This is a genomic window from Bradyrhizobium sp. AZCC 2262 (assembly GCF_036924535.1).
In the GTDB taxonomy this organism is placed as follows: Bacteria; Pseudomonadota; Alphaproteobacteria; order Rhizobiales; family Xanthobacteraceae; genus Bradyrhizobium.
The window spans coordinates 3,459,701-3,481,200 of the sequence record NZ_JAZHRT010000001.1; the positions used below are offsets into that span (position 1 = coordinate 3,459,701).

Consider the following 21,500-nt stretch of genomic DNA (forward strand, 5'->3'; position numbering starts at 1 on the left):
ATTCAATCATAGCTGTCTCTGGAATACTGGGTCGCCCGGACAAGCCCTACAAGATTCACACATCGTTTCGGAGTTTCCAGCCACGAAGCATTGCTTTGAGAGCTTGTAGCCCGTGCATCATGGCGATAGGGCCAGGCTTGCCGTAGTAGCCGGTCCAGCCGCCGAGGCGCGCACACACCCAACTGGCATATGCCAGCGATCCTTTGGGATGCGGGTTCTTCTGTTTCTCGGTCTTGCCTTCAAGGGTTTGGCAGATCGCTTCCAGCGCGGGCTTGTCCTCGATGTCGAGCGCATCCTGTAACGGCCGCCCAGCCACGCCATCGCGCTCGCGCACCATCTGCAGCACTTGAATGGCAGCGATCAGCGTCGCAGTAGTCAGGTTCTCGAATGGACCATCCTCGGCGACACGCACCGCTTCGATATCGAAGCCTTTGGTCTTCATCACCCGGAACACCTGCTCGATGGTCCAGCGCTGGCGGTAAAAGCCGGTGATCCGACATGCATCGGCGAGCGTGGCCACCTTATGTGTGGTGAGCAGCCGCCAATGCACCGGCGTTACGCCGTCCGGGGGATCGACCTCACGCGCTTCCACCAAGGTGAGTGTGACAGTCTTCGGCAGTTTTGCCGCCTCGGCGGGATGATTGCGTTTCGGCCGCTTCAGGGTGACCTCACGCGCGCGCAACGCCAATACCACCTGACGGGCAGGCCGGCCCGGATTGGCAGGCAGATCGATTGTCTCGCGGCCCAGTTCGGCTACCTCCTCCATGCAGCCATACAGCGCACCACCATCTTCCAGAACGCGATCATGGTTGGCGCGGATCAGAAGCTCCGTCTCGGCGGGCCGGCAGGCGAACTCTTCGTAAATATCGCTTTCCCGGTCGGCGATGACGGTAACGCAGACCGCTCCGGCTGCGACCAAGCCAGCCGCTGTCTTGGTGGCGTCAAGCCAGCGGCGGCTCTCTTTCTCGGCGAAGGGGCGCTTTTTGCATAGACGCTTCTTGCCGCCGACGTGACTGAGGAATACCGCATCGACAAGACCCAGCAGCCCGCCATCACTGGCGTCCACCGCGATCATTGGATGCAGGTTCAGACTGCGTTGCTTGCCATCGTCGCGTAGAGTCGTCGTGTCCTGGATCGCCAGGATGTGACGCCCCATGACTAACCCGGCGGTGCGCGCGCGGGCAGTTGCGACCATCGCGTCGGGTTTCACCCGCTTGTTACGCAAAAACCGGGTAAAGCGTATCTCGCCCGCGCGATTGCCGCCCACGCGGCGTACGCTGATGCCCGATTGGCCAACACAAACCAGCCGAGCCAGCAAGCAGGCCCCCCTTTTTCCAGGCGCCGGTCGCCGAACCGTCCCAAACTGCCTTCCATGAACGCTCTCCCGTTGTCGTGGGAGCATCATCGATTCAGAGAACGGAACACACTGCAAGGGAAGCGGCCTTGGAGATGTGTGAATATCGTAGGGACAAGCCGGGCGATGACAGCGAATGTGTGTCAGCATTCTCGCGACACGATGCGCCCGAGCCTTGTAAGTCGATCACCCTCAAAGAGTGAGAGGGCGCAGGGAATGCCGGGTGCCGGCTGGCACCCGCGGTCTCGTGTGCAAGATGCACTCAAGAATGCGCACACGAGCATACAGGTACAGCCGGAGCAGCCCGGCATTCCCCGCGCAATGGCTTTACGGCTTATGCCGAGCTCTCCCCGGAGACGAATTCCTCTTGCCTCCGTCGCTGACGAATTGACAGCTCGCGTCGCCCGGTCGGGCTTCGCAAACCTCCGCCAGCTTGACACCAGCCACGGGTGCCAGGACCACACGGTTTTGCCGTACGCAGCTTCCTCCGCCGAACCATTCAGCCAGCCAGTGCCGCCGGCCAAACTTCTGGCGAAAGCGTTTAAGCGCCGTTCGTCTGCGCGCTGTGCTCGCTCACGGATAACCGCCCTGCGAACACCTTTCGCGCCTGACGCTGCCGCGTCCACCGCAACCCGCCCCAACGTTCGTGACGATGGCCAACGCCCCTCTTCTCGGGACGGGATGGCGGGAGTTGTAGGGTTGATTTGGGTCCGTCATGAAGCGGAATATTTTTGCGGCCGAAGCTGGACAAGGCAAATCAGCTTGAAGTTGCTGGAGAAAATCGCAGATTGGCGCAATGCTACCCTCGGATATCGTTTCCGCTCATCCGGATTAGTTAGGCTTCCTCGCTGCTACTTTCCACCTAGTTGTAGCCGCTGGTGCCGGCCGACGTGCCGCCGAACTGAGAATCGCCGGTGCCGCTCAACGTGGTCGGACCATCCGGATTTCCGTTCGGATTGCCGTAGTTCGGATGCAGGACGACGTGCGGAGCAGCGTACCTGTACATGGGATAGCTTCTGACCAACGGTTCATGATGCGCCGTACTTGCGAATGCACACGTGCTTGAGAGCACTAACGCGGCGACCAGCGCTGTCATTGCGACTTTCATGGCTTTGTCCTTTCGAGCGGTTATGCAAACACCGTTACACAACGAACAGGTGGAGTTCGCTCCCCATCGTTTCCATTAAATTCAGGTTTAGTGACGTAGCCCCTGCCCGACGCGTTTCTGTCCAGTTCCGAAAGTTCAGAGCTACAAATTACGCGACACGCCCAAGGCTTCGACAAGAAAATCGATGAACAGGCGCGCTCGCAGTGGGAGTTGCCGTCCGAACGCGTGCAGGACGTAGACCGGCGTGGTGAACATCGGTACCTCCGGCAGCACGACATTCAATCGTCCGGCGGCAAGCTCGTCCTCGATTGCGATGCGCATGAACTGCGTGATACCAACGCCTTTTACGACTGCCTCAATCAAGGACTGAGCATCGTCGCTATCGAAGGGGCCATTGGGGATGATCCGCGTGCCGTCCGCAAAAGTAAACGCTTGCGGCCGGCCGCCAAGCAGGTGGCGAAGGCAGGCATGCTGCGTAAGATCGTCGATCGACTGCGGGATTCCTCTTCGCTGAAGATATTCTGGCGATGCGCCCAGAACATATTGCAGGACACCCAGGGAACGACCGATCAGGTTCGTGTCTTCCAACTCTCCAATTCTGACAGCGAGGTCGAAACCCTCACGGATGAGATCGACACGGCGGTCTGTGACGCTGAGGTCGAGCTTTATGTCCGGATAGCGCTCCAAAAACGAGCCCGCCCATGCGGAAATCAATGGGCGTCCAAATGTGCTCGGCACAGTGACCCGAAGCACGCCTCGCACGTTGCCCGGGACCTGCACGATGTCATCGGCTTCCTCTATCGCGCGAAGATGGGGGGCCACATGTTCATAATAAGCGGCGCCTTCAGAAGTCGGGCTCAGCGTGCGCGTTGAGCGCTGCAGCAAGCGTACACCGAGTCGCTCTTCGAGGCGCGCGACGCTTTTGGATACCGCTGAAGGACTGGCGCCGATCGACCTCGCGGCGCCGGCGAAAGAACCTGCATCAACCGTCCGCACGAAGGCCAGGAGACCGGCCGTTCTCTCCAAAATCGTTGTCATTCAGGACTTCTGATCACGAAAGAACCGAACGATTTGCAGCTATCCGGCCATCTATGAACGAATAATCTGAGCGGCGCAACGGGGGTTGCCCCTTAGCGCCCATTCTAAATCTTCCAATCCCCTCATCACTGAGTTCGTTCTAGAAAAGGGAATGCAGTATGTCTGCGCAAACTAAACCAACGATCGTTTTCTGCCACGGCATCTGGGCAGATGGCTCTTGTTTCAGCAAGGTCATTCCAGCATTGCAGGCCGACGGGTATGAGGTAATCGCCGTTCAATATGGCCTGGACTCCTTTGAAGAGGACTTGGCGACGGTGAAGCGCACACTCAATCGTGTTGGCAGCCCGGTCCTTCTCGTCGGCCACTCGTATGGCGGAGCCACCATCACGGGCTCGGGCACCGACGAGCGCGTGGTCGGTCTCGTCTACATTGCAGCGGTCGCTCCAGATGCCGGCGAGACCGTACAGGATCAGCTCGACAAGTATCCGTCGGATATTTTCTCGCGCGTCGAGGTCGCCGATGGGCGTGCCTGGATGCTTCCGAGCGGCACCGAGTTCTTCGCAGGAGACCTCTCCGAGGAAGAACAGAAGCTTGTTTGGGCCACCCATTACGCGCCCGTCTACAATCTGTTCCAGCAACAGAAGCTCAGCGCTGACAAAATCGCGTGGAGGTCGAAGCCAAGCTGGTACATTCTGGCCACGCAAGACCACACTGTGCATCCCGATCTGCAACGCTGGGTCTCGAAGCGCATGGGAGCGACCGTCACCGAGGTAGCGAGCAGCCACGTGCCGATGCTCTCTCAGCCCGATGTCGTTATCGACGTGATACGCAAGGCCGCGGCCGCGGTTCAAAAAAGCTGATCGCAACAAGCATAACACTGCCGGGCACGAAGGAGAGGTCGTTCGCAAGACGACCTCTCCTATTCATGGGCCGGTGTGCGATGGCCGCTTTTGACCCTTAGCAGACCATTACCGTAGCTGCTGTCGCGTCGGCTAACTTTTCGGCCTATTGGCCTCGAGATATCGCAGCAACCGACGCATGCCGAGACCGGCGATAACTAGCGGCACCGCGAAATCCGGCAGCAAAAGAAAACCGTAGGGCCACAGATTGACCTTCTTGCGCGGGCGGACGGTCAAGCCGTTGACAATGCGCGGCGCTGTAGCGACTGCATCGTCGCCTGGCGAGAGCGACACTGTGATGTCGCGTCGGGGTTCCACGGTGGTCATGTTGCCAATCTACCTTAGGTAACGGAGGCTCACAACTTCACGAAGGTTCCTGACCTGGAAGCGAGGCAGCCTTGTCGAGGCGCTGGCTGGTCACATCGTCAACAGCGTCGCTCGGTTCTGTTCCGCCGTCACGCCCGCCTTGGCTGGCGCATTTCTTCTGCACGCATTTATTCCTAACCTGCCTGCAACCGCTCGCCACCGGCGGCCGTCCCGACGAGACCTCGCCCTAACGTTAGTTCTATCGAACTAAAAGGCTGAGCTGACGACGTCGGCTCATAGCGGCAAAGCGGACTTCCCGGTTGCGCTCGTCGATGTCCGCCTATGACCCCAACCGGACATCGGCAATATCAGTGCAAGCCGACGCTTGGCTCACGCTGAGATCGCGGTCCGTTTAATTCAGTTGGCACAACCTGCCGAAGAGATGAAAAAAAGGAGACGTTCTACAAGAAAACATTGAGCGAGCAGGATCAAGAAAAATTCACATGGACGATTACGGAGGGACCTTAGAGGCGCGCCCGGCCTAGCGAATTGCCGGTCGAGCAACCAACTAAATTCACGCTGGCCATCAACCTCAAGACCGCTAAAGCACCTTGGTCTTGACTTCCCACCAACGCTGCTCGCCCGCGCCGACGAGGTGATCGAATAGCAACGTTCACTTCTGCTTTTGGCACTTTTGAGACGTGCCGGCCTATCCTGAGCGTGTCCGTTCACCGCGGTAGACCGGAAGTCGCAGTGGTCCGGCCAAATCGACGCGAATGACCCAACTCCGACTTGACAAGCCTCCTTACATATCTGCGCCGTCGGTCTCAGAAATTTGCATTCGCCCATGTGAGCCGGTTCACATCCACCGCGCACGTTTGATTCCACCGTCAGCTGGGGCACTTTCAACGTGTGCCTCGGGGGGCAAATTGCACACACTAGGAGGGAATGCCATGAGATCAAATTACAAAGTCGCAGTGGCAGTGACCGCAGGTGTCGCGATTGGCGCTCTCGCGGTTCAAGGTCTTCACGCTCAGGCAAAGCCACCGGTCTATTTCGTGGCAGAAATCGACGTCACCAACCCCGATGCGTATGCAAAGGAGTACGCTCCGAAGGCTCAGGCCATCATCAAGGCAGCTGGCGGTCGCTTCTTGGCTATCGGCGGATCCGCCGCAACTACAGGAACGGTGACAGCTTTTGATGGGGACCCGCCAAAGCGCGTGGTCGTTCAGGTCTGGGATAGTATGGAGAAAATTCGGGCTTGGCGGGCCAATCCAGAATATGTCGAGCTTCGCAAGGTTGGCGAAAAATACGCGAAGTTCCGCTCGTTTGCCGTTGATGGTCTGCCAGAGTAGCTTGCGCATCTGAGCCAGAGGCCGCCTTTTGCTGGCGGCCTCTTCTCGACCATTTTTAGACGATCGAGCTGGTGCGAATGCTCCCATCGTTCACGGACGTTGGAAATGGACTCGGTTCGATCATCGACACGTTTTCGTCTCACGGCGGGCAACGGGGTGTCGGTTTAACGTGCATGAGTCCGAGTCTGGCACTTTTGAGACAACCGGCCCTGCCGATGTCCGTTTCCAGAAGAAGACCGGAAGTAGTCGGCCGACGACCAAAATGACGCGAATGACCCAAGGCGGACATGGGCAGCGGCCCGCTTAAGTCCGCTTCCGACGCTTGGCTGATACGTGATTCGGACACATTCCGGGCTCGGTCGTGATCTCGCCATGTTGTCGCCCCGTTGCGCATGGAAAGCTCGCTGCCATGCTCGCCTTCAGGGTCATCTTCACCGGTGCGGCGATAGGTACGCTAATCCTGGTTGCGGTCCACCAACGCGCCTTGCGCCCGGCCGAGGTCGCCTCGTGCAAGCAACCATACGAAGCGCCGGCGCTGGAGTCCGACCGCCTCGACGGTCTGGTCAAGCTACGCGAGCAGATGATGCAGGCTCTGCCGCGGCCGCAGCCCGAGCCCGCCCCCGAGCCGCCATTGCAGGAAGTCACGCTTGGCTCGATGCTTGATGCCGCTTCCGGTCCATCGTCGGCCCACGCCAAAGCAGGCGACGATTTGATCGGGACAAGATCGGTGCCGTTCGGTCACTATGATGCCACCCAACCGGCGCCGACAACGAGCGATGAGACCGGTGTTGCCTCCAACCCAGCGCCGGCGACGCAGGATTTCCAATATCTCATCTATTACGTCTGGTCCGAAGTGCCGCCCGCCGAGAAGCCGGCGGAGACCGTCCTGCGTTCGCTCAAGGACATCCCGGTCGGAACGCCGGTCGAGGAGATCAAACGTGCTTCCGACGCGTTCGGTCTCGATTTCAATTTCATGAAAGCGGTTGCCAAGATCGAGTCCGGTTTCAACCCCAATCAACGCACCGGGTCGTATATCGGCCTGTTTCAGCTGAGCGAATATGAGTTCAGCAAATTCGGCTTTGGGCAGATTCGCAGTCCCCGCGACAATGCGGTTGCGGCCGCCTACAAGGTCATTACCGAAGGCATCCTGTTCGAGTGGATCACGCACCGGAAGCCGGACTTGAACGATCTTTACCTGATCCATCAGCAGGGCTGGGAAGGCGCCGCCGAGCACGTCAGCCAGCCCGATCGCATCGCCTGGAAATCCATGTGCGCCACCAGCGAAGGTAGGGAGAAGGGCGAGAAGTGGTGCAAACGCGCGATCTGGGGCAACACCCTTCCGGCCCTCAAGAAGGCGTGGAAATCGGTGGACATGGTGACATCGGAGGCGTTCGTCGGCATGTGGCGCGCGCGGGTCGCTGAATTCTATTCGAAGTACATGGCGACCGCCGTCGCCGCAGGGGCGAAGCAGTAATTCCGTTGCGTGGTCGGCAGAAGCTGCCGCATCCCGCCGCCGAGCCCGTCTCACTTCACGATTCAGAAATCGCCGCTAACGAGGTGGTCGACCAAGTGCCGATGTCTACTCACAATGCTGGTTGGCTGAATGTCCGCTTTGCGCGGCGGGTTCAACTGATCGCCGCAACACATTCTGCGAACTTCTCAGCTGGGGTCTGATAGAGCAAGGTCTTTCGCGGCCTTTCATTGAGCTGTCTTGCGATCGCGCTGAGCTTGGCCTGGCTATGCAGGGACAGATCGGTGCCACGCGGAAGATACTGGCGCAGCAATCTGTTGGTGTTTTCGTTTGACCCGCGTTGCCAGGGACAGCGGGGATCGTAGAAGTAGACGTCCACCTCGGTGGCCAATGTCAGGCGCTGATGATCGGCGAGCTCTTTGCATCTATCCCAAGTCAACGACCGGTAAAGTTCGCTGGGCAGTCGCTGCGATTGCTTGATGAGCGCCGAGACGACGCTTTCGGTATCCTTGTTCGCGACCTTGACCAGCATCACTCGATCTCGATCTTTGACGAGCCCAGAATGTCTCCTGCTGGCACTTTTTCCGACCTCGTGCCATGTCCGACTTGAGTCCGGAATGCGCGCCAAGGCGGACGTCCGCCGACCGCTCTGAATTGGATTTCACACCCCACATGTCGGGCCACCACATCCCCGGATATCGCTTCGCTCATGAGGGCTACGCTTGCTCCCCTTGCTACTCCGCACGGTGGCACACCGCCTCGACCTTGTTGCCGTCGGGATCGCGAAGGAATGCGCCGTAATAGGCGGCATGATAGTCGCGCAGGCCGGGTGGCCCATCGTCAGTGCCACCGGCGGCGATACCTGCGCGCCAGAACGCGTCCACCTCGCTTCGCGACTTCGCTTTGAAGCACCAGTGGCGGCTGGCAGCCTCGTCCGGCCTCGCGCCCTTGTAGATGGCGATGTAGACGCGATCCGGGTGGTCGGCGTCAGCGCGTTCGCCGTAGCCGAGCCAGCGGTCGCTGCGGCCGACCTTGACGATTTCGAGCGCCTTCATGATCGCGTCGTAGAAGGGTTCGGCGGCGGCGAAATCGGAAATGGTGATGGAGACGTGGTCCAGCATCGATCAGGCCCTCGATGATGACTGAAAACCTCCGCCGTCATTGCGAGCGAAGCGAAGCAATCCATCGTGCGGCATAACGGATAGATGGATTGCTTCGTCGCTTCGCTCCCTTGCGCAAACGCTTGCGTTTGTCGCAGGCAATGACGGGGATAATTCAGCGCCCTGCGTCACGACGCCATCTTCAGCCGTTCCAGCGCTTCCTGCAGCTTCGCCTTTCGCGCTACCGCCGCCTCGCGCTTTTCCTTTTCCTCTTCCACGATCTCTTCGGGCGCATTCGCCACGAACTTCTCGTTGCCGAGTTTTGCGTCGACGCGCTTGATGTCGGCGTCGGCCTTGACGATTTCCTTGTCGAGCCGGGTCTTTTCGGCCGATAGGTCGATCACGCCTTTGAGCGGTAGCGCCACCACCTCGCCGCGCACAAGCAGCTGCACCGCGCCTTCCGGCGGGCGATCGGCGAAGGAGATATCCGCCAACCGCGCCAGGCGTTTCACGGTGTCATTCCAGCGCTGCGCGCGCTCTTTGGTCTCCGTGGACGCAGCCGACAGCACCAGCGGGATCAGCGTGGCCGGCGGGATGTTCATTTCCGAGCGCAGCGAACGGATGGCGGTGACGAGATCGACCACCCAGCCGATTTCGGCCTCGGCTGCGGGGTCGCTGAAATCGCCGGCGTCCAGCGCGGCCATGACCGGCGCGATCAGCGGATCGCCGGGTCCTGCCAGCGCCATCGAAGCGATCTGTTCTTCGGTTACGGCGCTCGCCTTGCGCGGCCATTCGGCCAGCACCAGCAGGCCGTCCCGCTTGGCCGTCACCGCCCAGAGCTCTTCGGTGATGAACGGCATGAACGGGTGCAGCAGCTTGAGAATCTCGTCCCGCGCCCAGGCGGTCATGGCGCGGGTCTCGGCCTTGGCCGCCCCCTCCTCGCCCATCAACACGGGCTTTGCGAGCTCGACATACCAGTCGCAATAGACGTTCCAGACGAAGCGGTAGATCGCATTCGCCGCATCGTTGAACCGATAGCCCTCGATCGCCTCGGTGACCTCGCGCGTGGCGCGCGAAGTCTCATGCGCGATCCAGCGATTCAGGGTCTCCTTGGCTTTCGTCGGATCGAAGTCCGCGGGCTGCTCACAGCCGTTCATCTCGGCGAAGCGGCAGGCATTCCACAGCTTGGTCGCGAAATTGCGATTGGTTTCGACCAGCTGCGGCGACAGCTTGATGTCGTGGCTATGGGCCGCGCCGCGCGCCAGCGCGAAGCGCAGCGCGTCCGCGCCAAAGTCGTCGATGACGCCGAGGGGATCGATGACGTTGCCTTTCGACTTTGACATCTTCGCGCCCTTCTCGTCGCGAACCAGGCGGTGGATGTAGACGGTCGAGAACGGCGCCTCCTTCATGAAGTGCAGGCCCATCATCATCATCCGGGCGACCCAGAAGAAGATGATGTCCCAACCGGTGACGAGGACGTTGGTGGGGTAATAGCGCTTCACTTCCGCCGCCTCGTCCGGCCAGCCGAGCGTCGAGAACGGCCACAGCCCGGACGAGAACCAGGTGTCGAGCACGTCCTCATCGCGCGTGATGAAGCCCTCGCGCTTGGCCGGATCGAGCGCCATCTCGCGCCCCTGCTCTTCCGTGATGACTTCCTGCTCGACGTAATAGCCGAGCGCGTTGCCGACGGCTTCCTCTTCGGTCTCGGCGACGAACACCTTGCCGTCAGGGCCATACCACGCGGGAATCTGATGGCCCCACCAGAGCTGGCGCGAGATGCACCAGGGCTGGATGTTCTCCATCCATTCGAAATAGGTCTTTTCCCAGTTCTTCGGCACGAACGTGGTCGCGCCCGAGCGCACGGCCGCGATCGCCGGCTGCGCCATGGTTTTTGCGTCGACATACCACTGGTCGGTCAAATAGGGCTCGATGACCACATTCGAGCGGTCGCCATGCGGCACCATGTGCGTGTTCGGCTCGATCTTCTCCAGGAAGCCGAAATCTTCCAGCCGCGCCACGATCAGCTTACGCGCGGCGAAGCGGTCGACGCCGTGCAGCTCTTCCGCCAGCATCAGCGCGCCTTCGGGCAATCCGCGCAGATAGTCTTCGTTCTCGTTGAGCGCCATGCAGCCCTCGCGATCGAACACGTTGATCTGCGGCAGGCCGTGGCGCTTGCCGACCTCGAAGTCGTTGAAGTCGTGCGCCGGCGTGATCTTGACCGCGCCCGATCCCTTTTCGGGATCGGCATAGTCGTCGCCGATGATCGGGATGCGGCGGCCGACCAGCGGCAGGATCACGTGCTGGCCGATCAGATGCCCGATCCGTGCGTTCTCCGGATGAATGGCAACGGCGGTATCGCCGAGCATCGTCTCGGGCCGCGTCGTCGCCACGACGACAAACGTCGAGGGATCGTCGGGGCTGAAAATCTTGCCCTCGATCGGATAGCGCAGATACCACAGACTGCCCTTGACCTCGACCTGCAGCACCTCGAGATCGGAGATCGCGGTCACCAGCTTCGGGTCCCAGTTGACCAGCCGCTTGTCCTTGTAGATCAGGCCTTCGCGGTGCAGCTGGACGAACACCTTCACGACCGCGCGCGACAGGCCTTCGTCCATCGTAAAGCGCTCGCGCGACCAGTCGCAGGAGGCGCCCAGCCGCTTCAACTGGTTGACGATGGTGCCGCCGCTCTCGGCCTTCCATTGCCAGATGCGTTCGAGGAATTTGGCGCGGCCGAGGTCGCGCCGGTGCTCCTGCCGTTCCATCAATTGTCGTTCGACCACCATCTGGGTCGCGATGCCGGCATGGTCGGTGCCGGGCTGCCACAGCACGTCGCGGCCGCGCATGCGCTCGAACCGGCAGAGGATGTCCTGCAGCGTGTTGTTCAGCGCGTGGCCCATATGCAGCGAGCCCGTCACGTTCGGCGGCGGGATCACGATGGTGAACGGCGCGGCGTCTTTTCGTTCCGGGCGACCGGCCATGAACGCGCCGCTCTCCTCCCAGATCCGGGACATGCGGCTTTCGATATCGGCGGGCTGGTAGTTTTTCTCGATCATGACACTGCAATTGGGAATGGTGGGGGCGCTCTTGAACGAAACCGTCGCCGGTCCATTCAAGGAATGTAAATCAAATCAACGTGGTAGCGCCCGGTTTGGACGTGATCGACGCCGGGCCGGGCCCTAGAAAGCCGCCACAGCGCCTCAAGTCAACCGGACAACGCGGGTCCGGGGCAGCGGAGAGCCGTGGTAACGCCGGTTTGAAGGTACGAATGGGGTCTCGATCGACGTCCGCCGACGCAGCCTTGACCATGCAAGCCCTGACCAAGCAAGCCTCGACCAAGCACGTCTTGGGGTTAGCGCCCGCCGCGCGAAACCCGCTCGATTTCGGCCTTGACGATCCGCTCGACCAATCCAGGCAGATTGTCGTCGAGCCAGGATTTTAGCATCGGCCGCAGCATCTCCTTGACCAGATCTTCCAGCGTCCGCGCGTTGTTGCTCAGCACGGTATTGGCCAGCGAGTTGAAGGCAGATTCCACGGCGGAGACGGTCGAATGCGATAAAATTGGTCGCGCTGGCGTGCTCTCGAACGCAGGCTCATAGGCCGGCTGGCGACGTGACGCCTTGGCTTCGGTGAATTCGATGTCGTCCTGAGGTTCGACCTTGCTGAATGCTGCCGCGGCGGGGGCTGGTGCTGGCTCCGGCAATGCCATCTCGTCGGTGAGTTCGAATACGTCGGGTTCGGGCTCGGGGGGCGCCGGCCTGATATCCGCCTCGGGCGTCGCCGCATCGAGGCTCGCCAGCATGGAGTCGATGTCATCCTGGCTGTTGCTGGCGACCGGTTCGGGTGCAGGCGGCGGCGGTGGTGGCGGGGCCGGCTTCGGCGCGGGAGCCGGCTTCGGCGCCGGGGCAATCGCCGACGGCGGGATATCCTTCATCACCGGCTTCACGGCTGCCGCAGGGCTCACCAGCTTCTCGGCGGCAGCAGGCTTTGCCTCGTCGTCAGCAATGATGCGACGGATCGACGCCAGAATCTCCTCCATCGAGGGCTCTTGGACCTTTGCAGGTTGCGTCATCTCCGACTCCACATCGAAACCATTTTACATCAAAGCCACGAAGGAATTGCCGGTTCCGGATATGCAGGCCGGGATTTTCATCGCACAAGCCCGACTTGTCCCCAGATCAAGCCCGCCCGCCGCAACGCGCGCAGGTCCTACTCCCCTCAAAACGACCCCGACGCGCGTCCGTACGATGCAAAGACGCGGGCCACGAATCGCTCAGCTCGCCCCAGAAACGGTACGTCATGGCCACAATTGATTGCAAGCAAAGCGCCCGGCGCTTCGGGCGCCGGGCGACGATTTCATCCCGCCTGTGTGGAAATCGACTCTGGTATCAGCGGCCGTCGGGTGTGCGAACGCCGGCCCAGCTATCACGCACCTGATGATAGTGCACGCTCGGGTCGTAGACCGTGGTCGGCAGGTTCATCACCTGCGGTGACAGCCGTCCGATCGTGTTCAGCACGGAGTATGACGCCACCACGCGATCATGCTGTGCGGTGACCAGCGCGACGCGCGCATTGACCAGCGCCTGCTGCGCGTTCAGCACGTCGAGCGTGGTGCGCTGTCCGGCCTTGGCTTCCTCGCGGACGCCGTTGAGCGCGATTTCCGACGCTGTCACCTGCGATTGGGCTGAGGCGACCTGCGCCTTGCCGGCAACGAGCTGTCCCCATGCGGTAACAACGTTGGCGCGGGTCTGGTCGCGGGTCTGGTCGAGAATGAGGCGCTGCTGCGCCACCGTTTCCTTGGACTGGCGGATCAGCGCATATTCGGCGCCGCCCTGATAGATCGGCACCGAAAGCTGCGTGACCGCGGACGCGCCGAACGAGCGGTATTGGATCAGGCTCTGCTCATAGGACTGCTGCACCGAGGCCTGAAGCGTGACGGTCGGCAACAGCGCGCCTTCGGCCACCTTGACCTGGAGATAGCTGACGTCGATGCCGAACATCGCCGCGGTGACGTTCGGATTTTGCGTCAAACCAAGTTCGACGGCGGCCGGCAGTGTCCCCGGCAGGAAGCGGTCGACCGGCGAGCCCGGCGCAAGCGCTTCCGGCTCGTTGCCGATGATGCGGCGGAAGTTCCCGCGCGTCGTCGTCAAATTGGCTTCCGCGGTCAAGAGCTGGGTCTTGCCGGCGGCAAGCTGCGCCTCCGACTGCGCAACGTCGGTGCGCGTGACTTCGCCGACATTGAAGCGGTCGCGCGTCTGTTTCAGCGTCTGCTCGAGCACGCGAACGTTGCTCTTCTGCACCTCGACGATCGCGGAATCGCGCAGATAGTCCATGTAGATCGTGGCGGCACTGAGCAGGACGGTCTGCTCGAGTGCCCGCAGGGCTTCGCGCGCGCCGGAGACCTGGCCCTCGGCCGCTCTGGTTCTGTTCGCGGTCTGCTGGCCGTTGAAAAGCGTCTGCGTGATGGTCGCGCCGACGCTGCGCGGCGGATTGGCGCCGTGAATAGGGGTTTTCACCAGGGTGTTGGCGTCGCCTCCCTGCGTGCTCAGCGTATCCGTATATTGGAAGCCCGCGCTCGCCGTGACCGCGACTTTCGGGCGGTAGCCCGACAGCGCTTGCGGCACGTTCTCGTCAGTAATACGCACCTGCGCGCGCTGCGAATTGAGCTGCGGATTGTTCTGATAGGCGCGCACCAGCGCTGCCTCAATCGTGTCGGCCAAGACGGGCATAGGGCCCATGCACAATAATAGAAGGGCCGAAGCCGCGGCCCCGGCAAATACCTTCACCCCACGCATCCCAAGCAATCCAATCTCTTTGGTCGCCCGGCCCAATGATCATGGTTGCACATGATTATTAACCGAACGTCGCTTCACTCGAAGTGAGTCCCGGCTCACCTTAGTCCGCACGTAGGCTGGACGGAACCACCCCGCAAGCAAACGCCGTCGAAACTCTTCACGTGGGGCAAACGGGCCACACTTCTGATTTCGAAGAGGATTTAGCCGGGGACGGAGGGCGAATATTAGGCACGGAAACGGCGAAACTAAAAAACGAAGGCCGGAACAAGTTCCATGCCCGGCAGCACCGGGGCAGCGGCATCGAACAGCGTCCGGTGACCGAAATCGCCGTGCGAAGCGGTCACGATGGTGGCCCGCGCCGGCCGTGATGTCGCAAAAACGCCCACCAATCGGCCGCCGTTGCGCAATTGACCGTAGAGCTGTTCCGGCACGATCTGGGTTGCGCCGTTCAGCACGATGACATCGTAAGGCGCGCCTGCCGCGTCGCCATCGGCCGGCGCCGCAGCGCGGACCGTGACATTTCCGCAGCCATTGCGGGCGAGAATCGCCTGCGCCTTCGCCGCCAGCGCCGAATCGCTCTCGGTTGCGGTCACCTGCGGAGCGAATTGGGCGATCACGGCGGCGGCGTATCCGGTGGCGCAGCCGACCACCAGGACGCGGTCGCTCTCCTTGATCTCAGCCGCCTGCAGCATCTTCGCCAGCACTGCCGGCTGGATCAGGAACCGCTTGGCCGCGCCGCCTTCGCTGACATCGAGATCGAGGTCCAGATAGGCCAGCGCCTGCTTGTTGTCGGGAACGAAGGCCTCGCGCGGCACCGCCAGCATGGCGTCGAGAATTCGGATATCGGTGACGTCGCTCGGACGCACCTGACCATCGACCATCTTCTGGCGCGCGGTCGCAAAACCGGACATAGGCTAAGACCCTGAGAGCATGCGGCCGTGGCCGCAAGAGAACTGGAAGCGAGAGCTGAAACCGCGTCATCTTTGGTACAAGCGTCGGCAAAACGCAACATGCGGCCGCCGCCTTGCCGGGCCACCGCCGTGACGCGGGAAACGCCGCCTATTCGATCGCCACGGCGAGCCGGGCGATCAGCCGCGCGACTTCATCCAGGTGCTCGGTATCATGCGCTTCAATGGCTTGCGCGAGCCGAAGCAAGCATTCGTCGTCGCTCATTGCGGGAATGTCGCTTGGGACGATCGAAGGTACCGTGCGTATCAGGTCGGCCGTAATGGCTGGCATCGAATCAGCTCCCTTGAAACCCGGCATGACCGAGCCTTTTGGGCGATTAAGTCGAATTGGCGGCCCGGTCGATCACACCTCTGTATGACGGAATTGCACGAGCCTGGTTCCAGCTACCGTTACCCAGGAGGACGAAAACGACGACAAATCGTTGTCCCGCAGGGCTTTCCGGCCCGGCTTCAAGCCAGCGCACAGCCGGTGATTTGGTCCTTTGCAAGCCCGAAAGGCTTTGTTATACGCTGCCCGCTCGCGAACCTTTGTTTCGCCTGTTCCTCGGTAGCTCAGCGGTAGAGCATTCGACTGTTAATCGAATGGTCGCTGGTTCGAATCCAGCCCGGGGAGCCAAAAGCGCTTTCGCGCACCTCCGCGACCCTCCGCAATTCCCCACCAAAACGCAGATACCCTTGTGAATTCAGGGTTTTTACGTACAATTTCTTTCGCGGCCTTTCGCCGTGCACCGCCCATACCACCCCAACCTGTAGGTAACGGGTGTAGGCAACGCCAAAAGGCGGTGTAGGCAACGACCTAAAAGGAAACTCGCGAATGCCCCTCACCGTCAAGGAATGCGACCACGCCAAGCCATCCGCCGGCCCTCGGAAGCTGTTCGATGGTGGCGGCCTCTATCTGCTGATTCGGCCCAATGGGACCAAGCTCTGGCAGTTGGCTTACCGCTTCGGCGGCAAACCCAGGACCGCGTCCTTTGGCGGATACCATCCCGACCCGAAGAAGGGCGTTACTCTCGCCGAGGCCCGCGACAAGCGCGATACAGCGCGCAAGCAGATTAAGGACGGTACCGATCCGGTCGAGGCACGTCGCGCGAAGGAGACCGTGACGTCCGGGACCAAACCCTTCAAGGAAGTCGCCGATGAATGGATCGCGCTGATCAATAAGAAGCCGCGCTCGGAAAAGACACAGGATCGCGATACCCGGATGGTCAATAAGCTGGTCGCTGCTTTCGGGAACAAGGCCATCGCTGACGTCGAGCCCAGGGACGTGATCACCGTGCTGGACGCTTACGAAAGCAATGGCACCCACGAGACCCGGCGAAGGGCGCAGGCTACGGCCTTGCGAATTATGGCCTACGCGCGCGGCAAGCAGTACGTACCGATCAATCCCCTGGTCGGCGTCGGCTTTAACGATAGCTACACGACGCCGGAGCAGACGCCGCGCCCGGCATTGGTGGAAACCGAGCCCTTCACCGGGGTACTTCGCCATGTCTGGGGATACAACGGCCGGCAGGGCAATCTCGTCGGCATCGCGCTCAAGCTGCTGACACTGACCATGGTTCGGCCCGGCACGGTCTGCAATGCGGAGTGGAGCGAATTCGATCTCGACGGCGAGGTGCCGATGTGGACGATCCCGTTCACCAAATTGAAGCAGCGCAAATTCCGCGAGAAGATCAAGGAACTGCGCGGCAAGCCTCATTTTGTGCCGCTGTCGCGACAGGCGGTCGCCCTGTTGCGTGATCTGCAGGGGTTGACGGGCAACAGCCGTTTTCTCTTCCCCGGCGTGCGCCGGAAGAAGGCGGGGAAGAACGGCATTCCCGCGCCCGGCCCGCTCTCGACCAATGCATTGGAAATCGCACTCAATTCCATGGCCTACCAGGACATGCATTGCCCGCACGGCTTCCGATCAAGCGCCAGCACGTTGCTCAACGCCGAGCGCGTGACCGTCGAGGGTCATCAGGTGCCGCGCTTCTCAGAGGATGCGGTCGAGTATTGCCTGGAGCATGTCGACGCCTCACAGGCCGCGACCTACAACCGCAACCAGCTCCTGCCGGAGCGAACGCACATGCTCCAGCATTGGGCCGATATGTGCGATCAGATGCGCACCAGCAACCAGCCGCCCAAGCTACGCATGGTCGCGTGACCCCGGACCCCTCGGCTCAATCTTCGGCAGGTTCTCATGATAGCGGTCAATTGAGTCGGCATCGATCATGGTCCGGCCCTCCATCTTGAAGGCGTCGATCTTGCCGGCGGCAATCAGCTTGTATGCCGTGGTCGATTTGAAATGGCCCCGTGCAAGGGCTTCTTTGAAGGTGATCAGGTTACGCGGTTTTTTGTCGGTCATCGTGTGTACTCGCTACTAAACACATCGGGCCGAATCTTATCGTGACCGTTCGCGTATGCGCGGGCGCAATCCCAGGGAACACCTGCTCTATCCACCAAAACTTTCAGCGGCGCGACGTCGTGTTGGAAGCACGACGCCACGCCTGACCATCACAACCGAAAGGACCGGTTCCAATGGCTGACACTACTTCTGCATCCATCGTCCCGCTGCATCAACCCCAACCGGCGCGCGCCAAGACTCCGGCCGAGTTACCTTTGTTGACCGGCGCGTCGATCTGAATGAAATCGTCATAGGGCCCGCTGCCGATGTCGCGACCGCTGGCCGACACGATGCCTGCCGTGACGGTGCCGCCGAGGCCGAACGGATTGCCGACCGCAAGCACCCAATCGCCGATCCTGGCCTTGCTTTCAGACAGCTTGGTGAACGGGAAGCCTGTGCCATCCTCGACCTTGATCAAGGCCAGATCGGTCCGCGAATCCGTTCCGATCACCTTCGCGGTGTAGTTTTTCCCTGCGTCGGTCGTGACTTCAACTTTTTCGGCGCCTTCAACGACGTGGTTGTTGGTCACAGCATAACCATCGGACGAAATGAAGAAGCCTGAACCCTGGCCCATCATTCCTCGGTGCCGGCCATCGTGACCGGGCCTCTGCGGTATCCCATCGGGACCGCCGAACTGGCGAAAGAAGCGCTCCATCAGCGAACCGGATCCTTCGTCATCGCCTTCCTCGCCGGCTCCGGCTGCCTTCTTCATCGTGACCTTGACCGAGATCACAGAAGGCTTCACCCGCTCCACCATGTCGGCGAAGCCCGCGCGCTGGGCGGTGCTGGAGACGGCTTGATTGACCTGAGCGTGCGCGGCGGCGCCAAAACTATCGAAGGCGCCAGGTGCAGGGCTGAAACCGTAAACAGCTACACCGAGGCCGACAGACGCCATCAGTGCCAGCCTTCGCGCCGAAGTTAATGAAGGTCGCCGCACCCGATGGGATTGTGAGCTGACAGATTCAGAGGGACGGCTCGTCATAAAAAACCCTCCATGAAATCGGCGCGCGGTTGCTCGCCCTTGTGAGGCAGAGATGCAGGCCGTCGCCTTACGGCGGGCTGGCCGTGGAACTAATGTTTCGAAAATGAATTGCATCATCGTAACGATGGGAAGCATGGCATCGCCACGAGATGCGTATGATCGACGCAGTGGGCAGAAGTTGCCGCCTGTCCCCGCAAGTCCTCGCCCCATGTGCCGCCAAGGCACGGGCTCGAGATCAGGGGCGAGTTCTGCTTGGTCGAGAATTACTTGACCGGCACCATGCACGGCGGGACGCTTCTGGTGCCGTACTTCGGAATGCGGTATACAACGGTCAGAGCGAGGATACCGGAAAGCCATGAAAGTTGGATTGCTTGCGCTCGCTGCTGTTGCGCTTTATGCGCTTGCTGGCGCCTACGGGATTAGATCTGCGTTCGCGAACGACTTTTGCATCGAACTCACTGCCACTGAATTCAACCGCAGGGCCGAGCGACGGGGGGATGATAATGCCTGCGCCGGAAGTCATTCCTCAAATATGAGGGCCAAAGCAAGAGATCGGGCCAGAGACAATGCGGGTAATGCTATTGCATCGCAATGTTTACGCAACGTTACGCCAGGTATTGGGCAGCGGGCCTGCACGCGGGTCAATTTGGTTGCCAATACTTCCGCCAATAGCTCGTGGGCTGACGCTCCTCCAGCCCCGAAACCCAGCGCGGACAAAGTAAGATACATCGGTCATGGGATTGGCAGCGCCGCGGGTGTGAACCTCTGCGTCGTGGCGCATGATATCCGCCTCAGGACACACACCGTTGTGGACGGACACTGTCCTCGCGACAGCGGACTTTTGCCGCACAGAACTTTTGCAACGGCCCGCGCGTGGGCACGTTGTGCGGTTATATGCAGGTCGCCGTAGCGCATCACCCCGGCGTGCTGGACCCGGCTGTTGACAACGAAGACGCATCATACCCCTACGCAGTGCACCGATTTGCGCGGCTCGCATGCTCGCACAGGCGTAACGTTTCTGCAGCTGTCGGCGCTTCTCCACACGCGGAACGGCCTTCTTAACCGGAACAGCAGGTTCAACTGGCCAAAAGAAAACTTCGTTTCAAAGTCCGATCAATTTTGTGCGAATTGCATACCGGACCAACTCGGCGGTCGATGAAATATTGAGTTTACGCATTGCCGATGCGCGATGGGTCTCGACCGTCTTCACGCTGAGATTCAAGACCTCGGCCACGGACTTGTTGGTGTGCCCTTCCGCAATCAGTTGAACAACGCTCTGCTCTCGCGAAGATAGCAAGATCTCCGATTTATCCTTCTTATTTGTCTGATAGTCATGAAGCAACTTCTCCAACAAAACACTGGTGAAGTAAGGTCGATGCTCAAGTAGTGCTTCGATAGCCATAATAAGATGGCTCCTCGCATCTGATTTTAGTAGGACCCCCCGCACACCTGCCAGAAGGACTTCCGTCAGAATCTCCTCGCTTTCATGCATTGTGAGAATGAGAACTTCTGTCTGTAGATGATGCAATCTAATTCGACGGCTGACCTCCAACCCATTCATGACGGGCATTGAGTAATCGACGATTGCGACATCCGGTTTCATTTTCAAAGCTAACGCAACGGCCTCCCTGCCATCGATCGCTTCTCCGCCCACGGTCCAGTCGGCGCGAGTTTCGATGATCGCGCGAAGACCGGAGCGAACGACTTCATGGTCATCCGCAATCAGGATCTGCTTCACAGTGACGTTCCTGCCGGTTGGAACCACTGGCCAAGGCGATCGGCGCTAGCAATGCGACAGTAGGACTGACTCATCATACTGATCGGCTTGCCTGGCGTTAATCCCACAAAACCCTGAAACTCGGTGGATGAGTATTCGGATTTCTCGGTTGAACAATCTTCAACACCTTAGAGGCGCCGCCCTTCATCATCTGGTCGGCCAGCTCTCCCGGACTCCTCACAAGGGGCAGCGCCATCTCACCAGAATCCTATTTGTGTTTAGATCAAAGCGTTCGAATGCGCAGATTTTGGCACGAACTCGCTTTTCTTAGACGAACAAACCGAGTTCTCATGCCTCCACGAGCTTGCTGCGAACGGCGTATCGAACCAGGCCCGCCGTCGAATTTATGTTAAGCTTGCGCATAGCGGCCGCGCGATGCGTCTCCGTCGTCTTTATGCTGAGATTCAAGACCGCGCTCACGCCCTTATTGCTGTACCCTTCCGCAACCAATTTAACGATCGTCTTCTCCCGAGGGGAAAGCACCTGGTTCGGCTCGCCCTTTCCAGTCACCATCCCCTTCAGTTCGCTCGTGAAGGAACCCGCATAGAACGGCTTATGAGTTATCAATGACTCGACGGCCGCCAAGAGCATCTTGTTCGCATCAGCCTTCAGCAAAAATGCGCGGGCACCTGCCTGAAACGCCTGCAACGCAAGCACCTCCGAGTCATGCATTGTGAAAATGAGTATTTCCGTGATTTGCTGATGTTCCCTGATGCGCCGCGCAACTTCCACCCCAGTCATAAACGGCATCGCGTAGTCAACAATCGCAACGTCAGGCCTTTTTTCCACAGCCCCAGCGACCGCCTCCTTGCCATCGCGCGCCTCCACAACGACCTCCCATCCGGCGCGCGCTTCCAACACGGCACGTAGTCCGGATCGCACCGTTTCATGATCGTCAGCTATAAGAATCCGTTTCATGGCGAAGAAAACTCCAATGCCGTCGCGTCCAGCATCGACATCCTGCCGTTTG

At 60.4% G+C, this 21,500-nt stretch carries 17 protein-coding genes, 1 tRNA gene and 3 pseudogenes; 6 read left to right on the top strand and 15 right to left on the bottom strand.

Annotated elements, in window-relative coordinates; translation table 11 throughout:
• Positions 1 to 55 precede the first annotated feature (55 nt).
• The 3 genes from V1283_RS16380 to V1283_RS16390 form a co-directional block, all read right to left on the bottom strand.
• Entirely contained in the window at positions 56 to 1,318 is a 1,263-nt protein-coding gene (locus V1283_RS16380) for an IS4 family transposase (protein WP_334387494.1), read from the bottom strand.
• A gap of 898 nt (positions 1,319 to 2,216) precedes the next feature.
• Complete coding sequence (locus tag V1283_RS16385) at positions 2,217 to 2,360, bottom strand: hypothetical protein (RefSeq protein WP_334387495.1); 144 nt, start codon at positions 2,358 to 2,360, stop codon at positions 2,217 to 2,219.
• Between the two features lie 243 nt (positions 2,361 to 2,603).
• Complete coding sequence (locus tag V1283_RS16390) at positions 2,604 to 3,500, bottom strand: LysR family transcriptional regulator (RefSeq protein ID WP_334387496.1); 897 nt, start codon at positions 3,498 to 3,500, stop codon at positions 2,604 to 2,606.
• 158 nt (positions 3,501 to 3,658) lie between these two features.
• On the opposite strand from V1283_RS16390, the gene V1283_RS16395 reads away from it, so the two are divergent.
• The gene (locus V1283_RS16395) at positions 3,659 to 4,360 is read left to right on the top strand and encodes an alpha/beta hydrolase (protein WP_334387497.1); all 702 of its coding nucleotides are present in this window, start codon (positions 3,659 to 3,661) and stop codon (positions 4,358 to 4,360) included.
• 132 nt (positions 4,361 to 4,492) lie between these two features.
• On the opposite strand, the gene V1283_RS16400 is transcribed toward V1283_RS16395, so the two are convergent.
• Complete coding sequence (locus V1283_RS16400) at positions 4,493 to 4,726, bottom strand: hypothetical protein (RefSeq protein WP_334387498.1); 234 nt, start codon at positions 4,724 to 4,726, stop codon at positions 4,493 to 4,495.
• Positions 4,727 to 5,242: 516 nt separating this feature from the next.
• Here V1283_RS16400 and V1283_RS16405 point away from each other — a divergent pair.
• From V1283_RS16405 to V1283_RS16415, 3 genes and pseudogenes are all read left to right on the top strand, one after another.
• Positions 5,243 to 5,372, top strand: a pseudogene (locus V1283_RS16405) (ABC transporter substrate-binding protein); the annotation flags it as partial.
• A 286-nt stretch (positions 5,373 to 5,658) separates the two neighbouring features.
• A complete protein-coding gene (locus V1283_RS16410; RefSeq protein ID WP_334387499.1) occupies positions 5,659 to 6,060 on the top strand; it encodes a DUF1330 domain-containing protein in 402 nt (133 codons plus the stop codon).
• Positions 6,061 to 6,469: 409 nt separating this feature from the next.
• A complete protein-coding gene (locus V1283_RS16415; protein ID WP_334387500.1) occupies positions 6,470 to 7,534 on the top strand; it encodes a transglycosylase in 1,065 nt (354 codons plus the stop codon).
• Positions 7,535 to 7,685: 151 nt separating this feature from the next.
• Here V1283_RS16415 and V1283_RS16420 read toward each other — a convergent pair.
• The 7 genes and pseudogenes from V1283_RS16420 to V1283_RS16450 form a co-directional block, all read right to left on the bottom strand.
• Positions 7,686 to 8,066: pseudogene (locus V1283_RS16420) on the bottom strand (IS30 family transposase); the annotation flags it as partial.
• Between the two features lie 199 nt (positions 8,067 to 8,265).
• Positions 8,266 to 8,652: a VOC family protein gene (locus V1283_RS16425; protein WP_334387501.1), complete on the bottom strand. Its 387-nt coding sequence runs from the start codon at positions 8,650 to 8,652 to the stop codon at positions 8,266 to 8,268.
• A 167-nt stretch (positions 8,653 to 8,819) separates the two neighbouring features.
• On the bottom strand, positions 8,820 to 11,684 hold the full coding sequence (locus V1283_RS16430) for a valine--tRNA ligase (RefSeq protein WP_334387502.1): 2,865 nt from the start codon (positions 11,682 to 11,684) through the stop codon (positions 8,820 to 8,822).
• 296 nt (positions 11,685 to 11,980) lie between these two features.
• Complete coding sequence (locus tag V1283_RS16435; protein ID WP_334387503.1) at positions 11,981 to 12,700, bottom strand: PopZ family protein; 720 nt, start codon at positions 12,698 to 12,700, stop codon at positions 11,981 to 11,983.
• A 316-nt stretch (positions 12,701 to 13,016) separates the two neighbouring features.
• Positions 13,017 to 14,423: a TolC family outer membrane protein gene (locus V1283_RS16440; RefSeq protein ID WP_334387504.1), complete on the bottom strand. Its 1,407-nt coding sequence runs from the start codon at positions 14,421 to 14,423 to the stop codon at positions 13,017 to 13,019.
• 245 nt (positions 14,424 to 14,668) lie between these two features.
• On the bottom strand, positions 14,669 to 15,334 hold the full coding sequence (locus V1283_RS16445) for a protein-L-isoaspartate O-methyltransferase family protein (RefSeq protein ID WP_334387505.1): 666 nt from the start codon (positions 15,332 to 15,334) through the stop codon (positions 14,669 to 14,671).
• 148 nt (positions 15,335 to 15,482) lie between these two features.
• A complete protein-coding gene (locus V1283_RS16450) occupies positions 15,483 to 15,689 on the bottom strand; it encodes a hypothetical protein (RefSeq protein WP_442895752.1) in 207 nt (68 codons plus the stop codon).
• Positions 15,690 to 15,932: 243 nt separating this feature from the next.
• Here V1283_RS16450 and V1283_RS16455 point away from each other — a divergent pair.
• Together V1283_RS16455 and V1283_RS16460 are read left to right on the top strand one after the other, a co-directional pair.
• Positions 15,933 to 16,007 (top strand) — tRNA-Asn (locus tag V1283_RS16455).
• A 198-nt stretch (positions 16,008 to 16,205) separates the two neighbouring features.
• Positions 16,206 to 17,531, top strand: a complete 1,326-nt coding sequence (locus V1283_RS16460; RefSeq protein WP_334387506.1) for a tyrosine-type recombinase/integrase — start codon at positions 16,206 to 16,208, stop codon at positions 17,529 to 17,531.
• Here the strand turns inward: V1283_RS16460 and V1283_RS16465 are convergent.
• From V1283_RS16465 to V1283_RS16480, 4 genes and pseudogenes are all read right to left on the bottom strand, one after another.
• Entirely contained in the window at positions 17,514 to 17,732 is a 219-nt protein-coding gene (locus V1283_RS16465; protein ID WP_334387507.1) for a hypothetical protein, read from the bottom strand. The two genes, V1283_RS16460 and V1283_RS16465, sit on opposite strands and share 18 nt — an antisense overlap.
• A gap of 238 nt (positions 17,733 to 17,970) precedes the next feature.
• Positions 17,971 to 18,753, bottom strand: a pseudogene (locus V1283_RS16470) (trypsin-like peptidase domain-containing protein); the annotation flags it as partial.
• 1,102 nt (positions 18,754 to 19,855) lie between these two features.
• A complete protein-coding gene (locus V1283_RS16475) occupies positions 19,856 to 20,491 on the bottom strand; it encodes a response regulator transcription factor (RefSeq protein ID WP_334387508.1) in 636 nt (211 codons plus the stop codon).
• 327 nt (positions 20,492 to 20,818) lie between these two features.
• Positions 20,819 to 21,448 (bottom strand): response regulator transcription factor, encoded by a 630-nt coding sequence (locus V1283_RS16480; RefSeq protein ID WP_334387509.1) that lies wholly within the window; start codon positions 21,446 to 21,448, stop codon positions 20,819 to 20,821.
• Positions 21,449 to 21,500 lie beyond the last annotated feature (52 nt).

What these genes read in the sequence shown, in the direction of transcription:
- V1283_RS16385 (WP_334387495.1), bottom strand. Translation starts at nt 2,360, where the DNA reads ATGTACAGGTACGCTGCTCCGCACGTCGTCCTGCATCCGAACTACGGC.
- V1283_RS16390 (WP_334387496.1), bottom strand. Translation starts at nt 3,500, where the DNA reads ATGACAACGATTTTGGAGAGAACGGCCGGTCTCCTGGCCTTCGTGCGG.
- V1283_RS16395 (WP_334387497.1), top strand. Translation starts at nt 3,659, where the DNA reads ATGTCTGCGCAAACTAAACCAACGATCGTTTTCTGCCACGGCATCTGG.
- V1283_RS16400 (WP_334387498.1), bottom strand. Translation starts at nt 4,726, where the DNA reads ATGACCACCGTGGAACCCCGACGCGACATCACAGTGTCGCTCTCGCCA.
- V1283_RS16410 (WP_334387499.1), top strand. Translation starts at nt 5,659, where the DNA reads ATGAGATCAAATTACAAAGTCGCAGTGGCAGTGACCGCAGGTGTCGCG.
- V1283_RS16415 (WP_334387500.1), top strand. Translation starts at nt 6,470, where the DNA reads ATGCTCGCCTTCAGGGTCATCTTCACCGGTGCGGCGATAGGTACGCTA.
- V1283_RS16425 (WP_334387501.1), bottom strand. Translation starts at nt 8,652, where the DNA reads ATGCTGGACCACGTCTCCATCACCATTTCCGATTTCGCCGCCGCCGAA.
- V1283_RS16430 (WP_334387502.1), bottom strand. Translation starts at nt 11,684, where the DNA reads ATGATCGAGAAAAACTACCAGCCCGCCGATATCGAAAGCCGCATGTCC.
- V1283_RS16435 (WP_334387503.1), bottom strand. Translation starts at nt 12,700, where the DNA reads ATGACGCAACCTGCAAAGGTCCAAGAGCCCTCGATGGAGGAGATTCTG.
- V1283_RS16440 (WP_334387504.1), bottom strand. Translation starts at nt 14,423, where the DNA reads ATGCGTGGGGTGAAGGTATTTGCCGGGGCCGCGGCTTCGGCCCTTCTA.
- V1283_RS16445 (WP_334387505.1), bottom strand. Translation starts at nt 15,334, where the DNA reads ATGTCCGGTTTTGCGACCGCGCGCCAGAAGATGGTCGATGGTCAGGTG.
- V1283_RS16450 (WP_442895752.1), bottom strand. Translation starts at nt 15,689, where the DNA reads ATGCCGGGTTTCAAGGGAGCTGATTCGATGCCAGCCATTACGGCCGAC.
- V1283_RS16460 (WP_334387506.1), top strand. Translation starts at nt 16,206, where the DNA reads ATGCCCCTCACCGTCAAGGAATGCGACCACGCCAAGCCATCCGCCGGC.
- V1283_RS16465 (WP_334387507.1), bottom strand. Translation starts at nt 17,732, where the DNA reads ATGACCGACAAAAAACCGCGTAACCTGATCACCTTCAAAGAAGCCCTT.
- V1283_RS16480 (WP_334387509.1), bottom strand. Translation starts at nt 21,448, where the DNA reads ATGAAACGGATTCTTATAGCTGACGATCATGAAACGGTGCGATCCGGA.